Source organism: Mycobacterium sp. smrl_JER01 (assembly GCF_048513595.2).
In the GTDB taxonomy this organism is placed as follows: Bacteria; Actinomycetota; Actinomycetes; order Mycobacteriales; family Mycobacteriaceae; genus Mycobacterium.
In genome coordinates this window covers 35,473-58,353 of the sequence record NZ_JBLXXK020000002.1, presented here as the reverse complement: position 1 = coordinate 58,353, position 22,881 = coordinate 35,473, and the positions used below count along the sequence as shown (strand labels likewise).

Genomic DNA, 22,881 nt, shown 5'->3' with positions numbered 1-22,881 from the left:
GACACAATCTTGTCGCTTTGGATCCGATTCAATCGCAGCTCGTGGTTCTCGAGTGCGAGTACGTGAATGATTCGCTCTAGCTGGTGTGACTGGGTATTTCCAGGTGCGGCGAGCGTCGGGTTGACTAACGTCGCGCGCCTTGAGGTGGTTCAGGACTGGTGGAGGAGGTCGGCCAAGGCGTGGTCGCCGCGGGCGCGCAGGGTTGCCTCGGTCTGGTGTGTGGGGCAGTCCAAGGCGGTTGCCAGCGCGGCGGGTAGGTCATCGATGGGGCGGCCGAGGACGTGTTGCCACAGCAGGTGTGCGGGGGTGCTCGGGGGCAGGCGGGTGGCGTTGATGGTGGGTTCGGTGAGGCCGAAGGCCAGAACGATGCGATCGGCGGCGGTGGCGGCGGTGGCGCGTAGCAGTGCGCGGATCGATCCGAGTGTGGCGCCGTTGGTGGATGCGAGTCTCCATGTCACGGCGGTCTGTCCGTGTGCGCTGGTGAAGTGTTTTCGCTGGCCGGGTCTAATACCGATGGCTGCTGCGAATGCGGGCGGTAGTGGGCGGCCGGATCCACGGAGCAGATCGGCGGTCACCGGTAGCAGGAGGCGTGCTTGGTGGTGCGGGTCGTGGAATGCCCCGCGGGCGGTGCGCAGGTGGGGGAATTCAGGCCACGGGTCTCTGGGTTTGCGGCGGCGGATCAGGCCGTCGCGCCGTCTGATGAAGTTCAGGGTCGATAGGTGGGTCTGGATAGAGGTCGCTGCGACGTCGGGGAAGGTCGACCGGACTGCCGTGATGAGGTCTGCTTGGGTGGCGGCGCCGCCTGCGGCGTCGAGGCAGGTTGTGATGGCGTGGTCGATGCCGGCGTACTCGGGCAATCCCCAGGTGCGCAGCGCCCAGGTGGTCCGGCTGGTTCGGCTGAAGCGGTGGTCGTCGGACAGGACCGCCGCGACGGTGGCTACGCGTACTTGCGGGGTGTCGATGAGCTCGGTGAGTTGGGCGGGTGTCGCGGGGGTTTTGTGCGCTTGTAGTGCGGCTTCGATCATGTTGGCGGTGGTGTCGGTGTTCCATGGGACACAGCGGTCGCCGAAGTCGCGCAGGGTCAGGTGTGTTTCGAGATAGGCGTCGGCGGTCTGCGGTGGCATGCCGATACCGGTGAGGGCGGCCAGCAGTGTTTCGCGGGGTGGGGCTGGATCGGTGGCGAATGCGGTGGTGATGGCAGCGCGTGCTGCGGCGGATCCGTCGATGGTGGTGTTGTTGTACCAGTCGTGGTGGCGGCGGTACGGGCCGGCGAGGTGTAGCAGTAGGTCAGCGGCGATGTCGTTGGCGGGGATGTCGAGGCGGTGCAGCTCGGCGGTGACCGCTGCGTGCGGTGTGTAGGGGCCCAGCGTGGCGCGCAGCGCCGCGGCGTGGCCGACAAGGGTGTGGTGGGCGGGCTGGGTGAGTAGTTCTTCAAGGCGGGCTTGGGCGCGTCGCTGGTAGCGCCGGATCGAGATGGGTTGCACGCCGAGGTGGCTGGCGAGCTCGGCGTGTGGGGTGGGGGTCTGCGCCCAGGACCGTTGGGACAGGATCGTGACGTCGCGGTCGTTGAGTTCGCTGATGAGTCGGTCGGCGGCGGCTCGGGCGGTCTCTGGTGGTGGGGTGGTCTCGGTGGCTGCTGCGGCAGTCGCGGCGGTGATGATCGCGTTGACGGTGGTCGGTCCCGAGAGTTTCCAGGTCAGCAGGGATTGTGGGGGGTGTTTGCCGAGGTCGCACCATTTCTGCATGGCGCTGCCGTAGACGGTCCGGGCGCGGCGGGGAAGAAGCGCGTACGGGATCGGGCGGTCGGCGATCGCGGTGTATCCGGGGATGAGGTCCTGTAGCGGGGTTGAGCAGTGCTCGGGCGTGTTCCACCAGTGCCGGTCTGCTGGGGCGGGTGCGGCGCCGGGGTCGCGCTGGTGGGTCATGCCCAGTACGGCGGCAGCTGCTCGATGGACTGTCGGTAGTCCGGTTCGAGGGTCATAAGGTCGAGCTGGTCGTTGCGGCGCTTCACGTCGGGCCAGAGCCGGACGCGTTCGATGAGCCAGTCATACCAGTCGACGTCCAAGCCTCCGGCGGCCAGACCAGCCCGGTAGGAGGCGGTGGCGAGGTCGCGATCCATGGTGATGCGCGCGGTGACCGAGTCGGCGGACATCCATGTTTCGGCGCGAAGGTGACGTTCTGCGCGTTCGGTGTCGGCCAGGCACGCTTTGATGACGTCGAACCATGCATCTAGTGCGGTGCGCCAGCCGACTTTTCTTCCGGGCTCCCAGTCGGCCGGCGGTATGGCGGCTAGGTCGGCTGCGGCGCGGGAGCGAGCTGATTGCTGAGTGTCGGCGGGTTCAGTGGTCGTCTCGGCGGCGATGGTGGTGATGGTGGCGCGCCAGTCGGGTTCCAGTGTGCCGTCGCGGGCCGCCAGTAGCTGGGCGTGGAGATAGTTCAGTTTGGTGATCTGGTAGGTGAATTCAGCGATGGCCGTCTGGGCGTGGGACAGCTTGGCGGCGGCGTCGATGTTCCACTCGAATTCGTCGTGAGCGGGTCCCGATGCGAGGTCGTCTTCGGTGTCTTTCATGGTGTTCGGGTCGGTCATGGCGCGGTCATTGTCGTCGCCGTAGTGGGAGCCGCGTGGGTAGTCGGCCGGAGCCGAATGCGCTCCCCCCAGTCCCCCGGTCCACCATGGCGCCAAACCTACTCGGCTGCTGCTCAGGTCGCGAGTGCCGGCGGCCCCGGTTATTGGGGCTGCCCGGCAGCCAGGAGCTGCTGGCCGAAACTTCGGATGGCGTCGTTGAGTTCCCTCATCTCCTCGATCAGCAACGCGTTTGATTGGGCCATGCTCGCGAGTGCGGCTGCCTGCGCGAGTTGCGCATGCACCGCCGCCAGCGCAGTGCGCTCCGACTGCGGCAGCTCATCGACGGCTGGGTCGTCTTCGCCGCACAGTTCGAGGATTGCGGTGGCGCGGTAGGCGTGTTCTTCTGATTCGCGGATCGGTCGGGTCACCTGCTCGGTGCTCGGATCGGTCATGAGGTGGACGCTAACAGCGGGCTCTGACGAGCGGACGCAATGGGCGGTGAGCCCTGACGCGGACGTCGGGACTCGTGGAGTTCTTCGTCGGCGTGGCGGCGGCCAGCGGCGGTCAAGCGGTAGAGCTTGGAGCCCCGCTTTCCCGTCGAGCGAGTTCTGGACTCGACGAGGCCCCGGCGTTCGAGCTGGGTCAGCAGCCGGCTATGTCCGGACCGGTCGCGGCCGCCGACGTCCATCGGGCGGACCCATTCGCCTTCGGCGAAGCCGGCACGGGCAAACGCGATCAGGACCTTGCGCTGGCCTTCGGTCAACGGGCGCGGGGCACGTCCTCGACGCGTGTCCGTGGGAGTCATGCCTTCGACGGTAAGAAGCCGCGCGGCCAGATTCCAGAGGAGCCGGCGGCCACCGAAGTCCTCTTGAATGCAGGCGGCGGCTTGCCGATGCTGAGTTTGATCCCGCTAGCTGCTGCGATGTCTGGAGGTGTTGGACGCTGATGTGTCGAGCCGAGCATGAACCCGATGGTCCGCGGCGTTGCCCGGGCGATATGCGGCTGGGGTACGCGCGCGCGGCGCGCGGCGTTAAGAGGTTGGAGCGCGCTGAGGCTGCGTTGCTGTCTGAGCTTGCCGATCTTGACGAGTCGAATGGGGCTGCAAGCTCGGCTGTGCGTGCGCCGGTGTCGTTCGCGGATAAGTCGACGCGTACTGAGGACATCCGGCGTGAGATTGATACGGCGATCGCCGAGTTGGGCACTGGCCCGAAGTGGCGGGAGTGGTTGGATTTCCAGCAACGGTTCCACCGGTACTCGATGAACAACCAGCTGCTGATCTTGGCGCAGCGGCCTGATGCCCAGCAGGTTGCGGGTTTCAACAAGTGGAAAGAGCTCGGGCGTAGCGTCGATAAGGGCGAGAAGGCGATCTGGATCTACGCCCCGATGGTCAAGAAGGTTGAGGTCGAGGACGCCAACGGCTCGCGCAAGGAGAGCAAGGTCATCGGGTTCAAGCCCGTGCCGGTCTATGACGTCGCGTCGACGAGTGGGAAGCCGCTGCCGCAGCCGCCGCAGGTGCCGTACAACCGGGCGTCGGGTAGAGCGCCGGAGGGCATGCATGAGGATCTGGCTGCGCAGGTGGGAGAGCATGGGTATGCCCTGGTGTACAAGGATCTCGGCGATGATCCGCGCATCCCTGACGGCTCCACCGATCCGGTAAGCAAGACGGTCACGATCAATAGCAGTTACAGCCACGCTCATCAGGCCAAAACGCTGGCCCACGAGCTCGCTCACATCGAGCTCGGGCACACCGAACGTACTGGTGAGTATCACACTCGCGCGGGTGGGCAGCGCTCGACGATGGAGGTCGAGGCCGAGAGCGTCTCCTATGTGGTGGCTCGGCGGTACGGGTTGCGCGAGGAGGGTGAATCGTTCGCCTACATCGAGAGTTGGGCGCGAGGAGATGTGGAGAAGACCCGCAAGACTGCGGAGGCCGTGTGCAAGGCCACTGATCGGATCATGGGTCGTATCAAGCGTTTCCAGGAGATGTAGGCGGCGTATGTCGGAGCGCGATGAATCAGATGGAGAGGTTCTGATGAGTGGAGTTGTGTCGGTGCGTGTCGAGGTGACCGATCCCAGCGATGGACAGGTTCATGTTTTTGAGGGACCCGATGAGGTCCGGGTGCAGCGGCAGGTTGACGAGTTCTTCGGCGTCGAGGAGGCAGACCGGCGTGAGCTCGATACCGACTGACCTGGCAGCGCTGCGGGAGCAGAAGCTCCGCGAACTTGCGGAGGTTCGCTTGCAGCTGGCTGCAGCGCGGCAGCGACTGGCCGACGCGGCAGTCGAGTATGCGGCGACCTCCGACGGATTATGCGAGACCTACCGGCGCTTCGAGCTTGCCAGCGGGGCCGAGCGTGACGAGCTGCGCGCGGCGTATCTGGGCGGATTATCCTTGGCGGATCAGGAGTTTCAACGCAGATGCGCGTTGGGCCACGCACGGGATGAGGATGGCCCACTCCAGGCGTTGCCCGTGGGCAGTTTTGATGACCCGTTGGGGCGGGCGTTGATTGAACGCCAGATCATGGGTTGGGCGCGCGTGGGGCGCGGCGCGCATCCGGCCGTTGTGGTCGGCCTGATGCGGTTGCTGCCAGACCAACGCACCCGTGAGCGGTTACGGCTTCGGGATAGCGCAGATCCCCTGTTGGGGACCTTCACCAGCACGCTGCCGGAGGTGCTGAGACGTGCCTGGGCTGATGCCGAAACCCGGGCCAAGGTGCAGCGGTTTCTGGGGACGCACGCCAGCGTCGTGGGTGGGCTGATCACATGACTTCAGTGGTGTCGGTGTCGTCGCACGAGCTGGTTGAGGTGGAGACGCCCCAGGAGCGGGCTCAGCGGCGTCTCGGAGAGCTCGGCCGGGCGGTTAGTGGGGTGTTGGAGGTGCTCGCGGCGATCTACCGCGATCAGGATTGGCGCTTCCTTCTCGACCGGGAAGGGCACAGCTACAACGACTTCGGTCATTTCATCCACGATCAGCTCGGTGGGTCAGCGTCGAATGCGCGCCGGTATCGCCAAGGGGTGGAGACCTTGGTTGCGCCGCTGCAGGAAATCGTGGGCCCGGGCACGCACGTGCCGGTAACACCCAACGACGTCGCGCTGCTGGGGCTTGAAGGCGCCCGACAGGTCGTGTCCGCGGCGACCAGTCGCCTGGGGGAACTCGTCGACGCGGGAGAACAAAGCCAGGCCCTGCGAACGTTGATCGACGAGAACATCGCCGCCAGGCCGCGTCGTGGCTCGCCAGTGATTGTCGATGGCGATCTTGATGAGTTGCCGCCGGCGCCGCCGGCGATAGTCCCTCCCAGTGAGGCCGAGCCGCTCGACGAGGCATACAGCCCGGCGCCCGGCGAGAGCGGGCCTGATGACGGCTCGCGCGCTGTGGGCGTGGGTGACTGCGCCGACATCGACGCGGGCGCGCTTCGCCGAGCCTTGACGCTGTTTCGGGACATGGACCCCGCCGTGGCCGCCACCGTGTTGGGCGCAAGTCGTGGGCCGGTGGCTGCGGGCGAGTGCGTGGAGGCAGCGCGCCGGCTCGCACGTTTGGGGCAGATCCTCGACACGACACGCTGACCGCCCTCCCCCATCATCGAGCTGCCCGCGGGTGCGGGTTCGCTTTATTTGTAACGGGAAACGTGGTGTGCGGGACTGTTACCGACGTGGATTCGAAGCTCGATTTCCTCGTGGGCAATAGTGTCATCCGTAACGGAGTCACCGAGGTCGGTCGCAGCGCTGCTGTCCAATCCAGAACCTAGTTCCGGATCGGACAGCGGCCACCTGGATGTCTGCTGGTTGCAGACGTTCCCGCTGCTCAGAGGGATGGTGTTGTAGGTGCGGCGTGAAATATTTCAGAGCTAGACCTACATCAAACGCCGTGGCTCATCGAGCCCGCTCGCCGCGCAGACATGTCCCCCCACAAGGCCGACAGGCGCGCGAACGTCGTGGACTACATGCGCATGCGGCCCACGCCATCCTCGGGACGCGATACACATGCCGCGATCGTGTTGAGCAGCATAAGAGGGGCCGACCAGGTGCTCTCTGGCTACAGATGAGCGATCGTGCTGCCTGGGCTTAAGGACGCACACCTTTCGATGCTGTTGCCGCCGAGGTGACGGTCAACTCGATGTGGAGGCCGGCTTTGGCGGCCATGTTCAGGAGTGCGTCAACGCTGAATCGTTCCATCTGCCCGCTGGCGAGGTGAGAGATCCGGGGTTGGCTGACGCCCAGCTTGGCCGCAGCCTCGGCCTGGGTCCAATCATTGGTGATGATCCAGTCGGCGATGGCGGCGGCCAGCTGGCGGCGGACGTGCAGGTTGACCGCGTCGCTTGATGGGGTGCGCTGGCCGGGCATCGGGCGGTGGGACCTTCCGGGTTGTTTGGCTGTGTGCCCCAGTGTATTCCGGCGCGTTGCGCGCGGACGTCGGCGCGAGGGTCAGGCGGTGGCTTCAGCGGCAGCGTAGATGGCGCGCATCATGGTGTCAGGCCAGCTGACCGCGGCGACCTGGCCGCCGTTGAGGCCGCGCAAGATACCGACAATGACCGGCTTTGGCCCGGAAGCCGTGGTGTAGGTGTATACCGGAGCTCCGGAATCGCCGTGCTGGCTGGTCATACTTCCGGGTGCCATCGTGAACCATCCGTCGTTGACGGCTTCGATGGTGCCGCAGGACGATCCGGTAGCCGGTCCGAGCTGGCACACCTTCATTCCTGGCTTGGGCTTGACGCCTGGTTCGGTGATCAGTGGGCGGGTCCCGTTGGGTCCGAGCTGATTGGTCGCTTGGATGTTGGAGTTCAGGGCGATGACCTGGTAGTCGATCACGCTGTCGCGGGGTCCGGTTCTTTTGTGACCGGCGCGGTTGTGCTCAGAAAGGGCGACGACACCGATCGTTCGGCCGGCCTGGTCGGTGACAGTCTGCGTGGTGGCGCAGTGGCCGGCGGAGTAGGCGATGCGGCGGCGTGTGTCGATGAACCCGATGGCGCACGCGCTATCCCCCTGCGCGATGGCCATGCCGGGGTAAGCCATCATTGCCGGGCCGGCGGAGGCGGGAATCGGGACGAGCAGCGCTGCGACGGCCGCGGCAACAGCTGCGACGATGAAGCGCATCGGGTGGCGGTTCACGGGCGCAGCTTCTCCTCTTCGGCGATGAACTCCTCGATCTTTTCGACGAGGACGTGGTTTGCATAGATTCTGCGGCCTTCGCGAGCCGATCGAAAGAGGAGTGCCTGCTCGAACCTCATCTTCAGGTCGAAGCTGGCTCGGAAGCTGATCTGCACGTCGCCGGCGCTTTTGGGCATTGCCGCGTCCCTTTCCGTTGCCGCCGGCGACTCATCGGGCCAGCTTGCCAGCATGTTATCTAGCCCGTGATCCAGATAGCTAGAGGGCTTGGTTGCAGTCCTGCTGGTTCCCATGATCTGTATGTTACTACTTATCTTAGTTCCTGGATAGCTGGTTAACTAACGTCCTATTTTGCTAGCAAGTAGTGTTGCTGGCGCCACCGGGAGCTGCCGGGAACCAGGGGGGCAGCATTCGAACGTATGATCGGATTGTGGCAGGCGCGCTGAGATGGACTCCCAAGGGCTGGGCGGAGCCTCCCCCTCCCCTCTCGTGTCCGAATGGACATCCCTGGGGCGCCCCGTTCACTGTGCTGGTCGGTTCGGCACATTGCGGTATCTGCGGAGTGCATCGCAGTTTTGCGTGCCGCAGGTGCGAGGCGATGCTTTACCGCCCGCCGAAGACGCCGCGGTGCACATTTGTTGCCCTTGACGGCCGGTCGGCCGCTCCTGGGCCGCCTTCCTAGTTCGACGGGTTCGCATCCGTTCTATCGGGGCATATTTCGTCACGTGACGGCACGGATGAAGGGTGCCACTCGGGTGATGCAGCGTGCATCACCGCATTGATCGACGAAACGCCGGGAGCTCCTCTTGCGTACGTTTCAAACGATCCATACCGTAATACCGGTATTTAAGGAAGGAGCTAGCTTCTAGTGACAGAAACGCCCACCGCCCGCATGCCACGCCGGCCCGCTAAGCCCGCCGGGAAGCGTAAGACCGCGAACCGCTTCGCCCAGTTCGCCGGCGGAGACGCCGCCGACATTGCCTCCCCCGCCGTAGGCGAGGCATCGACCGAAGGTTCCGGACTCATCGGTGGAATGTCGGCCATCGCCGCCGGCAGCGCCCACCGAGTCCTGCAACTGCCCGTCAACGAGATCGCGCCCCACCCGTTCAACGCCGCCGAACGCTCCCAGCCACAGCCCGACGACCCGAAATGGGAAGAGCTGTTGGCCTCCGTTCGTGCAAATGGGGTGCGACTGCCGCTGCTGGCCGTCGGCCGGGAAGCATTCGTCGCCGCACGGCCCGAGGCCGGTTCGTCCATCGACCCCGGCTATCGATACGTGCTCATCTACGGGCACCGGCGACGCGTCGCCGCACTGGAGGCCGACCGGCAGTCGGTCCCCGTGGTCGTCGACGACGCGATCCTCGCCGACGACGGCGACCTCGATGCTATGGCGACGGAGAACCTTGGTCGCCAGGATCTCCCCGACCTTGCCGAGGCTGAGCTCTTCGCAAGGTACTCCGATATTGGTCTGTCACAGCGCGCGATCGCCGAGCGCCTGGGCGTCAACCAGGCCACGGTTTCGCGGCGTCTGGCGCTGCTTCTGTTGGCCCCCGAGGTACGCAAGGCGGTGGAGACCGGGCGTCTCCCCAGCGCCGAAGCGGCCATCCTGTCCGGCATGCTGCCCTACGGTCCCCCGCGTCGCTGGCAGAAGAGCAAGGACCCCGACCAAGGCAGCGATCGTCGCCGAGCCGAGCAGGTCGAGGCCCAACGGCTCGTCGTGCAGCACAACTGGACGGCATCGCGAGCCGCGGAACGCGTCATCGCCGAACGGGAATCACGCACCGAAGCGCATGGCCTCGGAGTCGTTTTGGTCGATGATCCCCGTGCTGAGCTGGGTGAGCACTACATCGACCATCGCATCAGCCGTGGCGAGTACCGGCCGGGCGCCGACGTGGTGGGAGCGATCAATTCCGGCACGGGATACCTCGATCTCTATGTGCGCTCGCTGGCAGTCCCCGATCAGTCTCCGGCGCCGTCCGACGACGACGGTGACAGTGACGATGGCGGCCTCGGACCCGTCAACGGCCATACACCCCCGGAGTCGACGCCGGCGCGTCAGGATTCGGCTGGAGCCGCCAGTGATCCAGCTCCCCCGGCGGTCAGCAACGACCTCCAGGAAGAGCCGGCTGCTGTCGACCCAGAGGCGGCGCGGCGCAGCGAAGACGTCGCGGCCGCCGCGGCGGCTCAGGCACATCGCCGCCAAGCCTGCTCCACGCTCATCGGACTTGCACCTACCAACGCAGAGCTACTCAAAACCCTCGTACGGCAGTACTTGTCCGGGGTGGCGGTGCGGTGCCAGACCTCAGCGGTGCGGGCACTGCTACGCGACTGGGACTCCCACGTCGAGGGCAACTCGGACAAGGCTCGATCCACGATGGCATGGCATCGTGCGGTGGCCGCTGACGAACTGCACACCGCCGAGTTGAAGGACAAGATGTGGGATGACGACGCGGTTGCCCACGTTGAACGACTGATTGACCGCGTCGGCTACCAACCCACGGAGTGGGAACGTCGCCAGCTCGACGCTGCTCGCCCGTGATGCAAGCTGCATCACCGCCCACCCCGCCGACCGTGATGCAGGCTGCATCACGGCAGCGCCCCACCGCCTGAGACAGGAGAACCTTCGATGCCCACCTACACCGTTGCCAACATGTCCGGCAGTGTCGGTAAGACCACCACTGTGGTCACTACCGCCGTCCTTCTCGCCGCCTCGGGGCTGCGTGTCCGCGTTGTTGATCTCGATCCGCAGGCGAACGCGAGCACCTGGCTGGGCTATCCCGATATCGGCGGATCCACCGTGGCTGATGTCCTGCGTCTGAACTGCACCATCGACGACATCGAGCGTCCTGCTCGTGTCCTGGCCGACTACGACGATCAAGGTCCGGTGTACACCGACGCCACGGAAGGGCAGATTCCCAATCTCACGGTGGTCCCGGCGGCACGATCGACCCTCGACAAGCTCATGGTGGAACTGCCGGCGGTCACCGGTGGTGTGACACGGCTGCGTGAGGCCATGGAGTCCGCGGCGCCGGTCGACGTCACGCTCATCGACTCCCCCGGATCGAACAGTGCGCTGGTGACGACGGCACTGATTGCCTCCTCGACCGAGGAAGAGGGCCCGGCGGGCTCTTGGGGCCTGATTACGTGCACGAAGCCCTCAGGCAAGGAAGCAGAGGGCATTCAGGACTTGCTGCGTGAGCTTGCGGTGCTTAAGAAGACCTATCGGATCGACATTCCGCTGCTGGCCATCGTGCCCTGCGCTGTGCCCTCCAGCGGGACCGTGTATCGCCAGCAGATGGAGTATCTGCATGAGGGCTTTGATGCGAAGGTGACCCCCGCGGTTCGACGTAGCTCCATCGTGGACGAGGCGTACACGAACTACACGCCGGTGCCGCTGTACGGCTACCGAGCCAAAGACGTCACCCAGGACTATCAGGCCGTTGTCGATCACATGAAGAGTCAGGGGATGTTCCGGCCCGCATCCATCCATGCCTGATCAAGATTCCCAGCGTCGCGCCGGGGATTCCACCGAGGTCAGCAAGGTCAACATTCCACGGGACCTGCATCGGCGTGCGCGCGCGGCGGTGCGAATTGTGCAGCGGGTCACGGGGCGGCCGTACACCTTCGCGCAGTTCGTTCGTGAGGCGTTCATTGCCCAGCTGGCCGTCATCGCGCGCGACTACAACCGCGGGGCTGAGATCTACCCGGACGATGAGCCTTTGGGGCCGGGCCGGCGACGCTAGATCCCCGGCGGCGTGAGGGGGCGGTGATGCAGGCTGCATCACCATCGCCTCAGGTGTGTGGCTGCTACTGCGGTTCCGGGAGTAGTCCGAACTCGTAGCGCAGCGCTTGCTCTACCAGAGCGCTGCGGGTGCCTGCACCCCACCGCTGCACGAGGTCGTCGAGACGTTCGGCGTTGCCGGCGGTGACACCGGACAGGACGACCGTGCGTGGCGCGGTCAGGTGCCGCCGTCGCGGGGGTACCGCTGTTGCCGATGGACGTTCGAAGAGCTGTCCCTCGGCGATCGTTGTCTGAGGGACCGTCCAGGTGGTTTGGAGCCGGTGGGCGTGGGCTTCGATCGCGTCCAGGACGATGGCGCCCATGGTCCTGGCCAAACCCCGCCGCACTTTCTTCTCAGCGTTCTGCACCCGGTAGAGCTCGTCATAGACCTCGGCGGATAGCAGGGCCTCAGGTGGGCGGTGCCGTTTCGATGGGGGACGCCCTGCCGGTTCCGCGTCTCGAACACTTTGGCGTGTGCCCGGCGACGGCACCGAGGGGCGTCGCGGCGCCGTTCGAGTACGTGGTTCCGACACCGCTTCTGCCGGTGGTTGCGGCGGCGATTTCGGTGGTGCTTCGGTCTCGGCGGCGGGCTCCGGGGCGGGTTCATCCCGGGGCTTCGCGGGGCGGGCTGGCCAAAGATCGTCGAGGTCGTCGTCGAGAGCGTTAGGGTCGAAGACGGCTTTGCGGCGTGTAGGCGTGCTCATCCGACCCTCTCCCCCACGGCCGCCGCTTCATAGCTCACCAGGCGGGACACGATCTGGCGCACGAGCTCTTGATAGTCGGCGGCCAGTCCAGTCGGGTCGCTTGACCACAAGGCCCGTTCGGGGCGCTGTTTGTCGCGCAGTCTGGTCAGTCGACTGCGCCGTTCGTCATGAGCGAGCGCCACGAGCTCGCCAGCAGTCCGGTGCAGCGTGCGCATGTCCACCGCCGCGGCCGGAGCCGATCGAATGGTGATGTCGAAGGGGCTTGTGCCGCTACCAGCCAGCATGTCGTTGACCTGTGCAAACACTTCCTCGTTGCGTTTGGTAGCCCGAGGGTTCACATCGAAGAGCAGCACGCCGAGCAGTTGGATGGACGCGCCATGTTTGCGGGCTCGCCAGAAGCGGCGAGCCAGGCGTTCGACGCCGCCAAGGCTGGCCTGGTCTGCCCGGGTCGGAATGAGCAAATAGTTCGCAACCGACAGATAGGTGTCCAGGAGGGGCACGTCTCCGGGCCCAGAGTCGATCAGCACGACGTCGTAGCCTTCGGCGTCGCACAGTGCTTGAAGTTGGGTCTGCATATTGGTGGCCATGTCGATGCCGTTCTCGGCGATGGTGTTGGCTGCTGCGCCTACGACGGCCAGCTGCGGTCCCCCAGCGATGACGTCGAGGTGGGTGCGCACGTCGCGTACCGGCGTCAGCGGGGTCCCGAACTGCAGCGTGGCGGCCAGTGATTGGCCACGGTCGCCGTCGACACCAAGGTCCTCGACGGTCACGTTGGCCTGTGGGTCACCGTCAACGACCAGGACGCGCCGGCCCCGCTTTCCGGCGGTGGCGATCATTTCCGCAACCGCGGCAACGGTGGTCGATTTACCGACGCCGCCTTTCTGATTGGCCACGAGGATTGTTCGGGCCGGTCCGGTCATCGTCATGCATGCACCGTAGGTCTGTTCGTCCGTGGCCTCTCGGCGACGCACCCGGGTGAGTCCGAACTGTTATTCGTGTGGTTGTTGTGGCGTGTGGTGCCACGGCGCACGGTGCTGGTCAACGCCAGGCGTGACGCTGTGGGATGCGTGAGTGGGTGCGAGCGGATCAACGTCAGTACCGTGCCGCGTGAGTCACGGTGTACGCCAACATGGTTGTCGGGGCGTTGACACGCCTCAGTAATGGGTCGGGCCTGATGGCGAATGATCGCTCGTTGACACGGACGTGCGGATCGGCGTGCTCTAGGGCGTGTGTTGCCCGGCGTCTGCCCGGCGCCTGCCCGTGTGATTGTCCGTGATAGGCCCGTATTTTGCAGGTCAGCGCCCTTTTCACGGACTATAGTCCAAGGCTCGCACCCAACGTCCGGTCATCTCTTGGCCGACGCACGGGACGTCGCGTAACCGACGCGGCGACCTCGGCCGTGGCCGCGAATCGGACAGATGGACGGGCCGTGACCTGCGTGGGGCGGCGATGCGGCGCGGTGCGATCAGCGCTGGGGAGTGTGGGGTTGCTCCGCGGTGCTGTCGAAATGCGGCGGGTAGGCAGGCTGCAGGTGTGTGGTGAGGGCCAGGTCGTAGCCGCGGAACACATTCTGCAGATGCTTGAGGGTTTCGACGCGTTTGGCGTCGGCCTGAGCGCGGATGGTGTCAGCCTCGGCCTGGGCGCGAGAGACAGCGGCCTGAGCGGCGGCCATCTGGGCGTGATGTTCGGCTTCAGCGATCAGCGCCTGCATTGCCGAGTCGGCGGCGGCTTTAAGTGAGGCCAGCGTGTCGAGCAGATCAGCGCTGCTCGCCGACGGCGGGGTGGGGGAGGGGTTGGCGTGCGGTTCGTCGGATTCCGTGGGCGTAGCCATGGAGGTTTCCGTAAGGGGTGCCGCGGGGAGGTCTCCGAGCTTGCGCCGCAGGAAACGCTCGGCATCTCTGCGGCGGGTGCGCTTGTTCGACTTGGCGCCCAGTTCAGGGAAGACCTCGTACGGCAGGGACCCGTTGCGCCACCAGGAGCGCACCGTGTTGGGCTTGACCATGCCGCCGGCCAGCTCGGCAATGCCGTCAGCGGTCAGCAGCGAGTCTGGGTCGATGGCGCCGGGTGGGCCATCGGGGGTCGCCATAGCCCCACAATGTACGACATTGTGCGGTGCCATGGCGCATCCTGGCGGATCTGCGCGCAATATCCCACCTCATAGCGCATAATCACGCAACACGCGACACGCCTTCGCGAAGCTATCCCGCACTATGGCGCATCCTGCGCTACCGTGGTGCTTGCGCGGCTACCCGCGCGAGCTCAGCGGAGGAGGACGCGATGACGACCACTTTGGATACGGCTCCGGGCGAGGTCGCTGCAGACGTGCCCTCGACGCGGCAACAAAAGACGCGCCGGGGGACCGAGACGCGCAAGCGCTCCGCCCAGATGGCCCTGCGGCTGCTGCCGCGGGAAGCGGATGTCGCGGCCGCGGTGGCCGCTGGGTTCAATAAGAAAAGTGTCCAGGAACTGATCGTTGAGGCCTGCCAGCCGCTGATGTCGCCAGAGGCGTTGGTCACCCTGGCCGAAGACCGTGAATCGGTGCGCGCTCTAGCGCGTGAGCACGGGATCTCTGAGGTGCAGGCTCTACTGCTGAGGGCGTTGACCTCGACCCCGACCGCGGTGGCCTGACCGCCGGCGCCGCGTGGTGAGCCCTGTCGAGGGCCGTCGCGCGTGAATCTGTAGTTTCTCCGTCATGGTACTCGCGCGCGGGTATCCGCGTGTCGATGCGCGGATACCCGCGCGGGCCGTGCAACGATCCCTCCAGACACACCAATGACAACCGGAGGCTGCATGGGACGACCCGCTCGGTAGCGCATCACCAACATTCACGCGCGAATCCCCTTTCTTTACAACACCTCTCACGCCAGCACTTGTGATGGCGTGATTCGACGATCGTCGTGACGGGTTACCGGATCTCCGGTACACCTCACGATGACGCGCGCCTTGGGCCTGACGATCGGTACCGGCCAGCATCCCGGCTGGCCGTGTCTGGCATGCGGTCACATCGAAAGGAGAAGAGACCCCACATCACCTGTCGACCCCAGACAACACTCCACCTGAGACTCATTGGCGGAGCACGTATCTGACCAGTCGGCACCACACCTGAATAGTCCGGCGCGAACCCGCCGCCTTCAAACATTCGAAGCCCCCGGCGGCAACCGAGGGCTTCGAATCTGAAGTTTTCGAGTCGAGTTGGCCCTCGACTCGGTGGGCTCGCGCCCCTCCCCGAAGGGACTTGTCTCCATGGACAGGTACCACGATAGCGCACGCCTACTGCACGGACACGATGGCGCGCTGTTTCGTGATCTCGCCGATGCTTGCAGACCGCCGGTGTCGGCTCGTATAGCTCGCATCAAGCAACGGGAACAGCGGCGGCAATGGATCGTCGTCGCCGGAGCGACTTCACCCACGACATCGATGTGGACCAGCCGCGCCGGCTGGATCGAGGAAGTGGATTGTTGGGCCGAAACGGCCTCTGGCTCTGCGGTTCTCACGCGCGTGAACCTGAGCCAGTCGATGCTGCTCAAGGTCTGCGTGGCGCTGGCCGCGCGCGCCGATCACGCGACTGGCCGGCACTGCGCAGTGACCAACGCGGCCGCGGCCAAGGCTGCGGGATGCTCCCAGCGCAGTGTGACGACCGTGCGCGCGGTCCTCGCTAAAGCCGGTCTTGCTGTGGAAGTTCGTCGCGGCACCGGGTCGATGGCGTCCCCTCAGCGGTATCGGCGGCCGTCGGTGTGGCATTTGGTGAGCCGGCGCAGGCCTGTGGATAACGTGGCGGTTTGCGACCTACCGCCATCCCGTAGGGATAGGCGGGTAACTCACGTTGGAAAGAACTCACCAAAGGGCCGTTGCCGGCCCACGTCGACGAATTCTCCCCAACCAGACACCGCGGGGCGGGGCGAACCCCGCCCGCTGCAACTCCAATTGCTTGCCGCGCGTGTCATCTCCCGCTGCCGAGGCCTCGATACCGTCCATCCCGGCCAGATCTGCGAGGTTCTCGCCCGGTCGGGGCTGGACCTGGACACCTGGACTGGTGCGCAGATCGTCGATGCGCTCAATGCTGATATGCGGCGAACGGGTAGGACGTGGCCGGATTCTCTGCTGCGGCCTGCTGGATTCCTGGCTGTTCGGCTGCGTGAGTTGCCGCGAAGGCCTGTGACGGCCCGTCAAGTCCAGGCCCGTTGTACCTCGGCCGCCGTCGTTGGGGAAGTTGCGCCGCCGGCGAGTGCCAAGAGCCGCGCTGAGGCGATGGAGTACTTCCGTGCGCATCGGCGCGGTCGGATCCAAAGCTGAGAGACTGTGGGCAAGCGTTGGCTTATAGGACGCGTCTGACGACGATATCGTCCGTGGGCGCCGTGGAGTACTTGACGGGGACGCCGGTCTGCTGGGCTTCGATGATCTTGCCGTCGCCGACGTAGAGCGAGACGTGCTCGGGCACGCCAGGGGCGGAGAAGTTGCTGAACACGAGGTCGCCGGGGCGGATGTTGGCGGGGGCGATGTTCTGTCCCATGTTGATCTGGTCGTAGGTGGTGCGAGGCAGGATGATGCGGCCGTCAGTGGCCTGGGCGAACGCCCATTGGGTCAGGCCGCTGCAATCGAAGCCGCCGCCGGATGGGCCGGCGGCGCCGCCACCTCCCCACACGTAGGGCAGTCCCAGCGCTTGTTCGGCGGTCTTGATCGCCTTTTGGGCCTCGGTGCCGTTCCACGCGACGCCGGCGTGGTTGTCGTCTTCGGCGCTGTCGTCGCTCTCTGATGTGCTGTCGGTGGATCCGGCGGCGTCGATGAGTGGCTGCAGCAGCGAGGACAGTCCGGCGGCGCCGCCGCCGGGCACTCCACCACTGAGGGGGAGCTGGCCCATCGAAGGCATGCCGCCGGAACCCATGCTGCTGAGCAGCGATTCCATGGGCGATCCGGATCCGAGTCCGGCGGACGTGGTGATCGGGGCGGCATCGGTCGCTGATGACGGGAATGTAGTGGGTTCGTCTTCAAGTGGGCCGCCCAGCGCGTTGAATTCTTCGGTCTGCGCGGTCTGGCTGCTGTCTTCGTCGGCTCCCGAGTCTTCGTCGGTGTCGGCTGGGGTGTCTTTGGAGGGTGTGGAGGTTTCTGCGTCGAGCGGGGTCGGTAGTTCGGTGATGGCGTCGCCGACATTGGTGGCGAGGTCTCCGAAGCGGGTGGTGACGCCGAAGACCAAGGACTGCGTTTCGGACACACGCTGCATCCCGGCTTGGAGGAGAGCGGCCTGGCCCTGGGGAGTGTTGGAGATCGGTCCGAGGGCAAGTTTGTCGCTGTGCCAGGCGTTCTCAATGGTCGTCATTCCGCTGTGTGCGTCGCGAGCGATGCCGGCTGCCGCGTCGAGGGCTTGGGTAGCTCGGTCGTGGGCGCTACCGAGCTTTCCCCGGTCGTTGTCGAGGCGGTCGGCGGTGGCGCCAGCAGAGTCGGCGGCTGACCCGATCCAGGATTGGGGTTGGGCCGGGCGCATGTCAGTGCGCGGGCGCCGGGAGTTGCCCGGCGTGGCTCCGGTGCCTAGTAGTTCGCGGGCGTCCCGCAGGTAGGCGTCGATTGCGGTTTGGATACTCATGCACGGACTCGCTCTTGGACGACGGACAGATCCCGGTACATCTGCGTGGCGCGGGGAAGTTGGCTCTGGATCTCGGTGAGGTAGTCCTGGCGGCCGCCGGAGAAGGCTTCCTCGGCAGTGGAGATGCCGGGTCGCTGTTGGAGCCAGAAGATGTTCTTCCAGATGTCGCTGCTGGCGCCGGCGGAGGCGCGCTTCTCGTCGAGGCGGTTGAAGAACTCGGCGATCGCGGTATTGGGGTCGCTACGTCCCGGGTAGCTGGTGTCCTGCTGGAAGGGGCCCACCCATAGGCCGTTGCTACTGACCGCGCGGGGATTGCCGGAGCTTTCCTGCAGCATCGTCGCGGCGCAGGCCAATCCCTCTTCAAGGGTGTAGCCGCGGGCCTTGGCTTCGGCGAGGACCGCGGCGAAGACTTCGCCCGGGGTGGAGTCTGGTGTCAGTTTTCCCAAGGCGCCGAAATCACCGCGTAGCGGGTTTCCGCCGCCGGGCTGTGGAGTGACAGCTGCGGTGCGGCGGTTGGTTTGTGAAGGGGCCAGCGATCCCAGGGAGCTCAGCGGGCTCACGGCCGCGGTCGGGGCAGTGGCCATAGGTGCCGTGGCCGCCGGCGCGGCCCTGGCTGGCGAGGCCATCGCCGGCAGTGCCCCCGGCATCGGCGTCGCTGCGGCGTCCATTGCTGGTGGCGGCATCTCGGTGGGTGGGGGCGGCGGGGCAGTGGGCGACGGGGGGGTGTTCGGGGCCGGTGGAGGCAGGGTTTCGCCGGCGTGGGTGGTGTCAGGCTGGGGTAGGCCGGCCATCTCGGAGCGCAGGTTGGCGGCTTCCTCGTTGTAGCGTGCGGTGGTTGCCGAGATCAGGGTCACCACTTCGGCGATGCGCTGCTGGGCAGCGGTCAGTAGGGCTACGTCGCGGGTGGGGCCGGGTGGCATCGCGGCGATGGTGTTCTTGGTAGTGGCCCACTCTGAGGTGATGGCGTCTAGGTCCAGCGCTGCCTGCTGGGCAATCTGATTGGCCGACTCGGTGTAGCCGGCGGCGTTGGCGGCGGCGGCCTGTAGCCGGTCGCGGGCCAGCTGCAGTGTGCGGGTCGCTGCGATTGCAGCCTCGTGGGCGTTTCCAGTCCAATCCGGGTTGGGCAGGGTCTCGATCCTGGTGGGGGCGCCGGGGACCGTGGGTGGCTGCGTGGTTCCAAGGATGTCTCGCGCGGCGTCGAGATAGTCGTCGACGGCCTGTTCAACGCTCATGGGTGGGCGGGACTGTCGACAGCCCGAATCCGGGATCAGCAGCGGGAGCAGGGGCTTCGTCGGGTTCACCGTCATTGGGGACGGCGGCCGACAATGTGGTTGTCGGCGGCGGGGCGGCGGTGGTGGGGGCTGCGGGAACCGTGGCCGATGAGGGTGCTGCGAGGTCGTCTGCGTCCTCGGTGGGGCGGAAGAAGCCCTTGAACCCGGGGCTGTCATTGATGATGCCCAGGGGTTCGAGCTTGCCGTCAGGCCCGATGAGCTGTCCGTTGCCGGCGACGATGGCGGTGTGGTCGTCGAAGACGACGATATCGCCGGGCTTGACGTCAGACGGGTCAATCTTGCGGCCCGGATCAGCACCGTCAGTGGGCAATTCGACGTCGGTGCCTGTGTAGGCGGTAGTGGCGACGTCGCCGGCGCCGGCGGGCCGGTTGAGTGCATTCCGTACCGCGGCGGCGGCCTGCGGGTTCGGTGCGGTCACAACCTGGCCGGACGGCAGCGTGATTTCGCTGGATGTCTCGGAGGTGCTTGCGGCGGGCTCGCCGGGTGCCTCTGCCGGCGGCGGCGCTGGTGCCGGCGCCGCTGGCGCCGCGGTTACTGGCATGGGTTCCGGCCCGGGGGAGACCTCTGGAGCGGCCATACCCGCGGCGCCCACTTCAGGTGGAGCAAGTGCGTCATCTGAGGTCGATGCCACTTCTGGAGGCTGCAATGCGTCGTTGTCGCCGAGCGAATTGACCTCAGGGACATCCATCCCGCCCCCGCCCAACGAGGACAAGCCGGGGATACCTCCACCGAGCCCGGGCATGCCCATGCCAGGTCCGCCGCCCAGGCCTCCGAGGCCGGGCATGCCCATGCCCATGTCGCGCAGGCTGTCGGCGATGCCATTGGCGGCCGTAGCTTTGTCCTCGACATTTCGAGTGAGCTCGTCGATCTGCTGCTGCATCGCCGCCAGCATCCCGGAGTCGGCTTCTGGCACGCTGCCCTGCGGGGCCAGGCCGGACCCGAGTAGCGCACCGTCACTGACGATCTGGTCATGTGCAGTTCGGCCCTGGGTGGAGTTCTCGCCGGTGGCTGAGGTGGCCTCGTCGCCGGCCTTGTGCAGCTCGTCGAGGCGCTTCTGCAGCTCAGCCACCATCTGATTGAGCTCGTCGATGCGGTCTTGAGCTGGTCCTTGGCCGTCGGGAGACTGTGGCAATGTCGCCTGAGGAGGCCCGGGGATTTGCGGCTGTTCCCCGGTGCCGAACAGGTCCTGCGCCTCCTCGATGAGTTTGTCGAATGCAGACTTAGCGATCGCACCCGCGGGGCCGACGAAGAACGGGAAACTGCCGAAGGGGCCCAGATCGATCGACATGATGGCGCTGGAGCTCCTCTCGTAGCCGTCGTGTGGTGTCGTACACCAGGTCCGGCTATGACGCTATGGGCCCAGACTGGGCATTCTCAAGAGGAGTTGATCTGCGCGCGGGTGATATCGAAGTGGGACCCCGCCGACGTGCTGGACATGCAGAGAAGTCCGTCGTCGTCCTTCTGCCACATGATCGTGACGGTGCCGTCGTCGTCGACGTCGATGCCGTCGATCTCTCCACTGAAGCCGTCGATAACCACCGAATCCTTGGGCTGGAGGTCACGCGCGCACACGGTGAGGTTCTCCTGGGCCTCGGTGTCGGTGTCGAAGCCGAGCGTGGCGTCGCCATCCCATCGGGTAATCGTGCGACTCACAAGGGCGGGATCGAGGTCTGGACGTGCGGCCAGATCGAACCAAGGGGCGTCGGCGATCACGCTCCAGGAGTCCAGGTCGGTGGGCAGCTCAGGAACGTAGCGCGGGATCAGCGTCCGGGATGGGCGCATGGAGGCGATCACGGCTTGCTCGTCGGGGTTGGTGGTGTCGGCGGCGGGGCAGAAGTAGTACTGGGTCTCTCGGGGCGTCTCGTGGGTGCCCAGCGACATTCCACGGCCCTTGATCCGGGGTACGTTGCGGCCGGTATAGCTGTCCTCGAACAGCATTTCGGCGGCGATCCGCGATATCGGACCGACTGAGACCTTGTTGCCGAAGTTGTCGCGCGCCTCGGTGTCGATCAGGTCGTGGTCGGGGCGCTGCATGCCCAGTTCGAGGTGGATACGGGCGGTACGCGACAGTCGTGCGAGTTCGGCGATCTCGGTGACGGTGGGTGGCTCCTTGGGGCCGCCTTTGGGTTTGAGGCCAGACTCCCAGAGCCGGGTCAGGATCACCTTGAACTGCGCGGCTTCGTCGATGACCAGCAGGTAGGGCAGGTTCTTCTCCCAGCTCTTGGGGTTCCAGCGGGCCTTGGCGTTGCGTTCGTCCATCAGCTTGTACATGCGGTGGATGGTGGCGATGGACTCGAAGGGATCGCTGCTGATGATGTGGACGTTGGGCCAGCCGGCCAGGTCCGAGAAGGATCCGCCCTTGAAATCGACGATGACCACTGCCCAGCCACGGCGGGCGGCCTGCATGATCTTGGCGCGTAGGTACACCGTCTTGCCCGCGCCGGTCTTGCCGCCGACAAGGGTGTGCGGAGCGTCGAGAGGGTCCCACTCCTGGGGGTTGAGGTCGAGATCGATGCCGTAGGGCAGGCGCGTCTGCTTGTACTCGGCGATTGCCTGGTCGATTGAGGTCACTTCGGGCACAGGGGCGGGGTAGACGATTCTGGGTAGGTCGGGCTTGGGGGCGAAGACCACCGTGCCCTGCTGCATGTCCCATGTGGTGACCCAGTTTCCCCCGATCAGCTCTGTGAGGTTCTGCTCGGCTACCCGTTTGCGGAACTCGCCTGTCATCTTGGTGGCGACGCTGTGGGTAATGGTGAAGCCTGAGGCCAGGTTGCCGGTCACCGTGGCTGTGGGCCCGAAGAACTCGCGGACCTTGCGGGTGAGCTCGGCGAGGTCCTCATCGAGCTGCTCGGGGACGTGATGCGTGGCCTGGAAGCGCAGTCCCGATGGGTCGGCGCTGACTTTGTAGTGAGCCCCGCAGTGAGTCTTGAGGGCGCGGCGGATGACTGTTGCAGCGTCGGTACGCCCTGTGGTCTTGGGGTCGTCGTCGAGCGTTTGATCCTCACTGTAGGTGAGGCGGGTGTTGGTCGGCCTGCTGGCGCGGATCGTGATCGTCTCAGGCACAGCCGATCTCGGCTGCCAGCGGATATCGCGGACGACAGCCTCCGAGGGAACCTTGTGTCCCAGAGGGCCGTAGAGGGCCTGAATCAAATTGCTGCGCACCCGCACTCGCCGACTATGCAGCTGGTGGTTCTCAATGGTGAATGCTGCTGCGACGATGGCCGCAGCGGCCGCGATCCCAACGTTGGGCAAGAATGCAATGCTGAGTTTCCAGCGGATCAGGATTGCCGCGGCGGCAAAGGCCGCGGCAGCAGTACCCACTGTGGCCGCGCGGACCGGGAATCGCAGCTGCCAGCGGTCGAGTTCATCGTCGGCGGGGACACCCGGGTGGAGGGCCCGCCAGACCAGGCCCCAGCTGACCAGCGAGACGAGGAGCGTCGGCCCGATCACTGCGAGCATGGTCAAGTCCAGCGACGTCAGGGCGGTGGGGTGATCGGAGAGGTATCGGTAGCCCAACCAACCGCCGGCCGCGCCGAGCACCAAAAGGCTGATGGCCAATTCGAATCCGGTACCGCTGTCGGTGTTGCTGGTGCTCTTCATCGGCGTTCGACCGGCCTCCACAGAGCGACGCGATCGACTCGGTCCCAGCTGACCATGTAGGTCGGCGCACCGGGATGGCGGAGTCGGTCGATGACGACCGGCGGGAGCGCGTCTGCGGCGACCCGGAACGAGTTCGTCGGCGCCGCGGCCCGCCGCAGTCCTACCGCGACTGCGACGGCGGAAGCGAGCACAATCATGACAGCAGTGGCTGGCCAGCTTTTCACCCTTACCACTTTCGATGCAGTGGCAGAGCTTCTCA

Annotated in this window: 23 protein-coding genes; 8 read left to right on the top strand and 15 right to left on the bottom strand. The window is 65.9% G+C overall.

Translation table 11 applies throughout. The features are described 5' to 3' along the window. Window positions 1–149: 149 nt before the first annotated feature. The 4 genes from ACNUDN_RS28465 to ACNUDN_RS28450 all read right to left on the bottom strand — a co-directional run bounded on the left by ACNUDN_RS28465 (window position 150) and on the right by ACNUDN_RS28450 (window position 3,371). Window positions 150–1,925 carry a hypothetical protein gene (locus ACNUDN_RS28465; protein ID WP_011896247.1) on the bottom strand — a complete coding sequence of 592 codons (1,776 nt, stop codon included), beginning with the start codon at window positions 1,923–1,925 and terminating at the stop codon, window positions 150–152. Next, window positions 1,922–2,587 (bottom strand): hypothetical protein, encoded by a 666-nt coding sequence (locus ACNUDN_RS28460; RefSeq protein ID WP_419125373.1) that lies wholly within the window; start codon window positions 2,585–2,587, stop codon window positions 1,922–1,924. The genes ACNUDN_RS28465 and ACNUDN_RS28460 overlap by 4 nt, the downstream gene beginning before the upstream one ends. A 140-nt stretch (window positions 2,588–2,727) precedes the next feature. Then, a complete protein-coding gene (locus tag ACNUDN_RS28455; protein ID WP_011896249.1) occupies window positions 2,728–3,018 on the bottom strand; it encodes a hypothetical protein in 291 nt (96 codons plus the stop codon). Continuing rightward, window positions 3,015–3,371, bottom strand: a complete 357-nt coding sequence (locus ACNUDN_RS28450) for a helix-turn-helix transcriptional regulator (RefSeq protein WP_081437728.1) — start codon at window positions 3,369–3,371, stop codon at window positions 3,015–3,017. The genes ACNUDN_RS28455 and ACNUDN_RS28450 overlap by 4 nt, the downstream gene beginning before the upstream one ends. Before the next feature lie 320 nt (window positions 3,372–3,691). Here ACNUDN_RS28450 and ACNUDN_RS28445 point away from each other — a divergent pair, with 320 nt between their 5' ends. From ACNUDN_RS28445 to ACNUDN_RS28430, 4 genes are read left to right on the top strand one after another with little or no spacing between them, the layout of a single operon-like run. Further along, entirely contained in the window at window positions 3,692–4,555 is an 864-nt protein-coding gene (locus ACNUDN_RS28445) for an ArdC-like ssDNA-binding domain-containing protein (protein WP_419125374.1), read from the top strand. Window positions 4,556–4,598: 43 nt separating this feature from the next. Next, entirely contained in the window at window positions 4,599–4,754 is a 156-nt protein-coding gene (locus tag ACNUDN_RS28440) for a hypothetical protein (RefSeq protein ID WP_193373632.1), read from the top strand. Further along, window positions 4,735–5,331, top strand: a complete 597-nt coding sequence (locus ACNUDN_RS28435) for a hypothetical protein (RefSeq protein WP_419125375.1) — start codon at window positions 4,735–4,737, stop codon at window positions 5,329–5,331. The genes ACNUDN_RS28440 and ACNUDN_RS28435 overlap by 20 nt, the downstream gene beginning before the upstream one ends. 14 nt (window positions 5,332–5,345) lie before the next feature. After that, on the top strand, window positions 5,346–6,128 hold the full coding sequence (locus ACNUDN_RS28430; protein ID WP_419125376.1) for a hypothetical protein: 783 nt from the start codon (window positions 5,346–5,348) through the stop codon (window positions 6,126–6,128). Window positions 6,129–6,626: 498 nt separating this feature from the next. On the opposite strand, the gene ACNUDN_RS28425 is transcribed toward ACNUDN_RS28430, so the two are convergent. From ACNUDN_RS28425 to ACNUDN_RS28415, 3 genes are all read right to left on the bottom strand, one after another. Then, window positions 6,627–6,905, bottom strand: coding sequence for a helix-turn-helix domain-containing protein (locus ACNUDN_RS28425; protein WP_011896254.1), 279 nt, complete (start codon window positions 6,903–6,905; stop codon window positions 6,627–6,629). 81 nt (window positions 6,906–6,986) lie between these two features. Then, window positions 6,987–7,670: an Rv1815 family serine proteinase gene (locus ACNUDN_RS28420; RefSeq protein ID WP_011896255.1), complete on the bottom strand. Its 684-nt coding sequence runs from the start codon at window positions 7,668–7,670 to the stop codon at window positions 6,987–6,989. Then, the gene (locus tag ACNUDN_RS28415) at window positions 7,667–7,960 is read right to left on the bottom strand and encodes a hypothetical protein (protein ID WP_011896256.1); all 294 of its coding nucleotides are present in this window, start codon (window positions 7,958–7,960) and stop codon (window positions 7,667–7,669) included. Before ACNUDN_RS28415 ends, ACNUDN_RS28420 begins: the two co-directional genes overlap by 4 nt. Before the next feature lie 575 nt (window positions 7,961–8,535). On the opposite strand from ACNUDN_RS28415, the gene ACNUDN_RS28410 reads away from it, so the two are divergent. The 3 genes from ACNUDN_RS28410 to ACNUDN_RS28400 all read left to right on the top strand — a co-directional run bounded on the left by ACNUDN_RS28410 (window position 8,536) and on the right by ACNUDN_RS28400 (window position 11,410). Beyond that, window positions 8,536–10,206, top strand: a complete 1,671-nt coding sequence (locus ACNUDN_RS28410) for a ParB/RepB/Spo0J family partition protein (RefSeq protein ID WP_011896257.1) — start codon at window positions 8,536–8,538, stop codon at window positions 10,204–10,206. Between the two features lie 87 nt (window positions 10,207–10,293). Next, on the top strand, window positions 10,294–11,163 hold the full coding sequence (locus ACNUDN_RS28405; RefSeq protein ID WP_011896258.1) for a ParA family protein: 870 nt from the start codon (window positions 10,294–10,296) through the stop codon (window positions 11,161–11,163). Further along, complete coding sequence (locus tag ACNUDN_RS28400; protein ID WP_011896259.1) at window positions 11,156–11,410, top strand: HAD family hydrolase; 255 nt, start codon at window positions 11,156–11,158, stop codon at window positions 11,408–11,410. Before ACNUDN_RS28405 ends, ACNUDN_RS28400 begins: the two co-directional genes overlap by 8 nt. Before the next feature lie 64 nt (window positions 11,411–11,474). On the opposite strand, the gene ACNUDN_RS28395 is transcribed toward ACNUDN_RS28400, so the two are convergent. The 3 genes from ACNUDN_RS28395 to ACNUDN_RS28385 form a co-directional block, all read right to left on the bottom strand. Further along, window positions 11,475–11,816: a hypothetical protein gene (locus tag ACNUDN_RS28395; protein WP_233211275.1), complete on the bottom strand. Its 342-nt coding sequence runs from the start codon at window positions 11,814–11,816 to the stop codon at window positions 11,475–11,477. 332 nt (window positions 11,817–12,148) lie between these two features. After that, on the bottom strand, window positions 12,149–13,078 hold the full coding sequence (locus ACNUDN_RS28390; RefSeq protein ID WP_011896261.1) for a ParA family protein: 930 nt from the start codon (window positions 13,076–13,078) through the stop codon (window positions 12,149–12,151). Window positions 13,079–13,617: 539 nt separating this feature from the next. After that, window positions 13,618–14,238 carry a hypothetical protein gene (locus ACNUDN_RS28385; RefSeq protein ID WP_041801126.1) on the bottom strand — a complete coding sequence of 207 codons (621 nt, stop codon included), beginning with the start codon at window positions 14,236–14,238 and terminating at the stop codon, window positions 13,618–13,620. 191 nt (window positions 14,239–14,429) lie between these two features. Here ACNUDN_RS28385 and ACNUDN_RS28380 point away from each other — a divergent pair, with 191 nt between their 5' ends. Then, window positions 14,430–14,780: a hypothetical protein gene (locus tag ACNUDN_RS28380; RefSeq protein WP_041801127.1), complete on the top strand. Its 351-nt coding sequence runs from the start codon at window positions 14,430–14,432 to the stop codon at window positions 14,778–14,780. 1,687 nt (window positions 14,781–16,467) lie between these two features. Here ACNUDN_RS28380 and ACNUDN_RS28375 read toward each other — a convergent pair. The 5 genes from ACNUDN_RS28375 to ACNUDN_RS28355 all read right to left on the bottom strand — a co-directional run bounded on the left by ACNUDN_RS28375 (window position 16,468) and on the right by ACNUDN_RS28355 (window position 22,819). Next, window positions 16,468–17,730, bottom strand: a complete 1,263-nt coding sequence (locus ACNUDN_RS28375; protein ID WP_011896264.1) for a C40 family peptidase — start codon at window positions 17,728–17,730, stop codon at window positions 16,468–16,470. Further along, window positions 17,727–18,962 (bottom strand): lysozyme family protein, encoded by a 1,236-nt coding sequence (locus tag ACNUDN_RS28370; protein WP_011896265.1) that lies wholly within the window; start codon window positions 18,960–18,962, stop codon window positions 17,727–17,729. Before ACNUDN_RS28370 ends, ACNUDN_RS28375 begins: the two co-directional genes overlap by 4 nt. After that, entirely contained in the window at window positions 18,952–20,310 is a 1,359-nt protein-coding gene (locus ACNUDN_RS28365; RefSeq protein ID WP_011896266.1) for a hypothetical protein, read from the bottom strand. Before ACNUDN_RS28365 ends, ACNUDN_RS28370 begins: the two co-directional genes overlap by 11 nt. An 86-nt stretch (window positions 20,311–20,396) precedes the next feature. Beyond that, window positions 20,397–22,622 (bottom strand): type IV secretory system conjugative DNA transfer family protein, encoded by a 2,226-nt coding sequence (locus ACNUDN_RS28360; RefSeq protein WP_011896267.1) that lies wholly within the window; start codon window positions 22,620–22,622, stop codon window positions 20,397–20,399. Next, a complete protein-coding gene (locus ACNUDN_RS28355) occupies window positions 22,619–22,819 on the bottom strand; it encodes a hypothetical protein (protein ID WP_041801129.1) in 201 nt (66 codons plus the stop codon). Before ACNUDN_RS28355 ends, ACNUDN_RS28360 begins: the two co-directional genes overlap by 4 nt. Window positions 22,820–22,881 lie beyond the last annotated feature (62 nt).

Bases quoted from the DNA above. Each gene is read 5' to 3' on its own strand.
- ACNUDN_RS28465 (WP_011896247.1), bottom strand. From the start codon at position 1,925: ATGACCCACCAGCGCGACCCCGGCGCCGCACCCGCCCCAGCAGACCGG.
- ACNUDN_RS28460 (WP_419125373.1), bottom strand. From the start codon at position 2,587: ATGACCGACCCGAACACCATGAAAGACACCGAAGACGACCTCGCATCG.
- ACNUDN_RS28455 (WP_011896249.1), bottom strand. From the start codon at position 3,018: ATGACCGATCCGAGCACCGAGCAGGTGACCCGACCGATCCGCGAATCA.
- ACNUDN_RS28450 (WP_081437728.1), bottom strand. From the start codon at position 3,371: ATGACTCCCACGGACACGCGTCGAGGACGTGCCCCGCGCCCGTTGACC.
- ACNUDN_RS28440 (WP_193373632.1), top strand. From the start codon at position 4,599: ATGAGTGGAGTTGTGTCGGTGCGTGTCGAGGTGACCGATCCCAGCGAT.
- ACNUDN_RS28425 (WP_011896254.1), bottom strand. From the start codon at position 6,905: ATGCCCGGCCAGCGCACCCCATCAAGCGACGCGGTCAACCTGCACGTC.
- ACNUDN_RS28415 (WP_011896256.1), bottom strand. From the start codon at position 7,960: ATGGGAACCAGCAGGACTGCAACCAAGCCCTCTAGCTATCTGGATCAC.
- ACNUDN_RS28405 (WP_011896258.1), top strand. From the start codon at position 10,294: ATGCCCACCTACACCGTTGCCAACATGTCCGGCAGTGTCGGTAAGACC.
- ACNUDN_RS28400 (WP_011896259.1), top strand. From the start codon at position 11,156: ATGCCTGATCAAGATTCCCAGCGTCGCGCCGGGGATTCCACCGAGGTC.
- ACNUDN_RS28390 (WP_011896261.1), bottom strand. From the start codon at position 13,078: ATGACGATGACCGGACCGGCCCGAACAATCCTCGTGGCCAATCAGAAA.
- ACNUDN_RS28385 (WP_041801126.1), bottom strand. From the start codon at position 14,238: ATGGCGACCCCCGATGGCCCACCCGGCGCCATCGACCCAGACTCGCTG.
- ACNUDN_RS28380 (WP_041801127.1), top strand. From the start codon at position 14,430: ATGACGACCACTTTGGATACGGCTCCGGGCGAGGTCGCTGCAGACGTG.
- ACNUDN_RS28375 (WP_011896264.1), bottom strand. From the start codon at position 17,730: ATGAGTATCCAAACCGCAATCGACGCCTACCTGCGGGACGCCCGCGAA.
- ACNUDN_RS28370 (WP_011896265.1), bottom strand. From the start codon at position 18,962: ATGAGCGTTGAACAGGCCGTCGACGACTATCTCGACGCCGCGCGAGAC.
- ACNUDN_RS28365 (WP_011896266.1), bottom strand. From the start codon at position 20,310: ATGTCGATCGATCTGGGCCCCTTCGGCAGTTTCCCGTTCTTCGTCGGC.
- ACNUDN_RS28360 (WP_011896267.1), bottom strand. From the start codon at position 22,622: ATGAAGAGCACCAGCAACACCGACAGCGGTACCGGATTCGAATTGGCC.
- ACNUDN_RS28355 (WP_041801129.1), bottom strand. From the start codon at position 22,819: ATGATTGTGCTCGCTTCCGCCGTCGCAGTCGCGGTAGGACTGCGGCGG.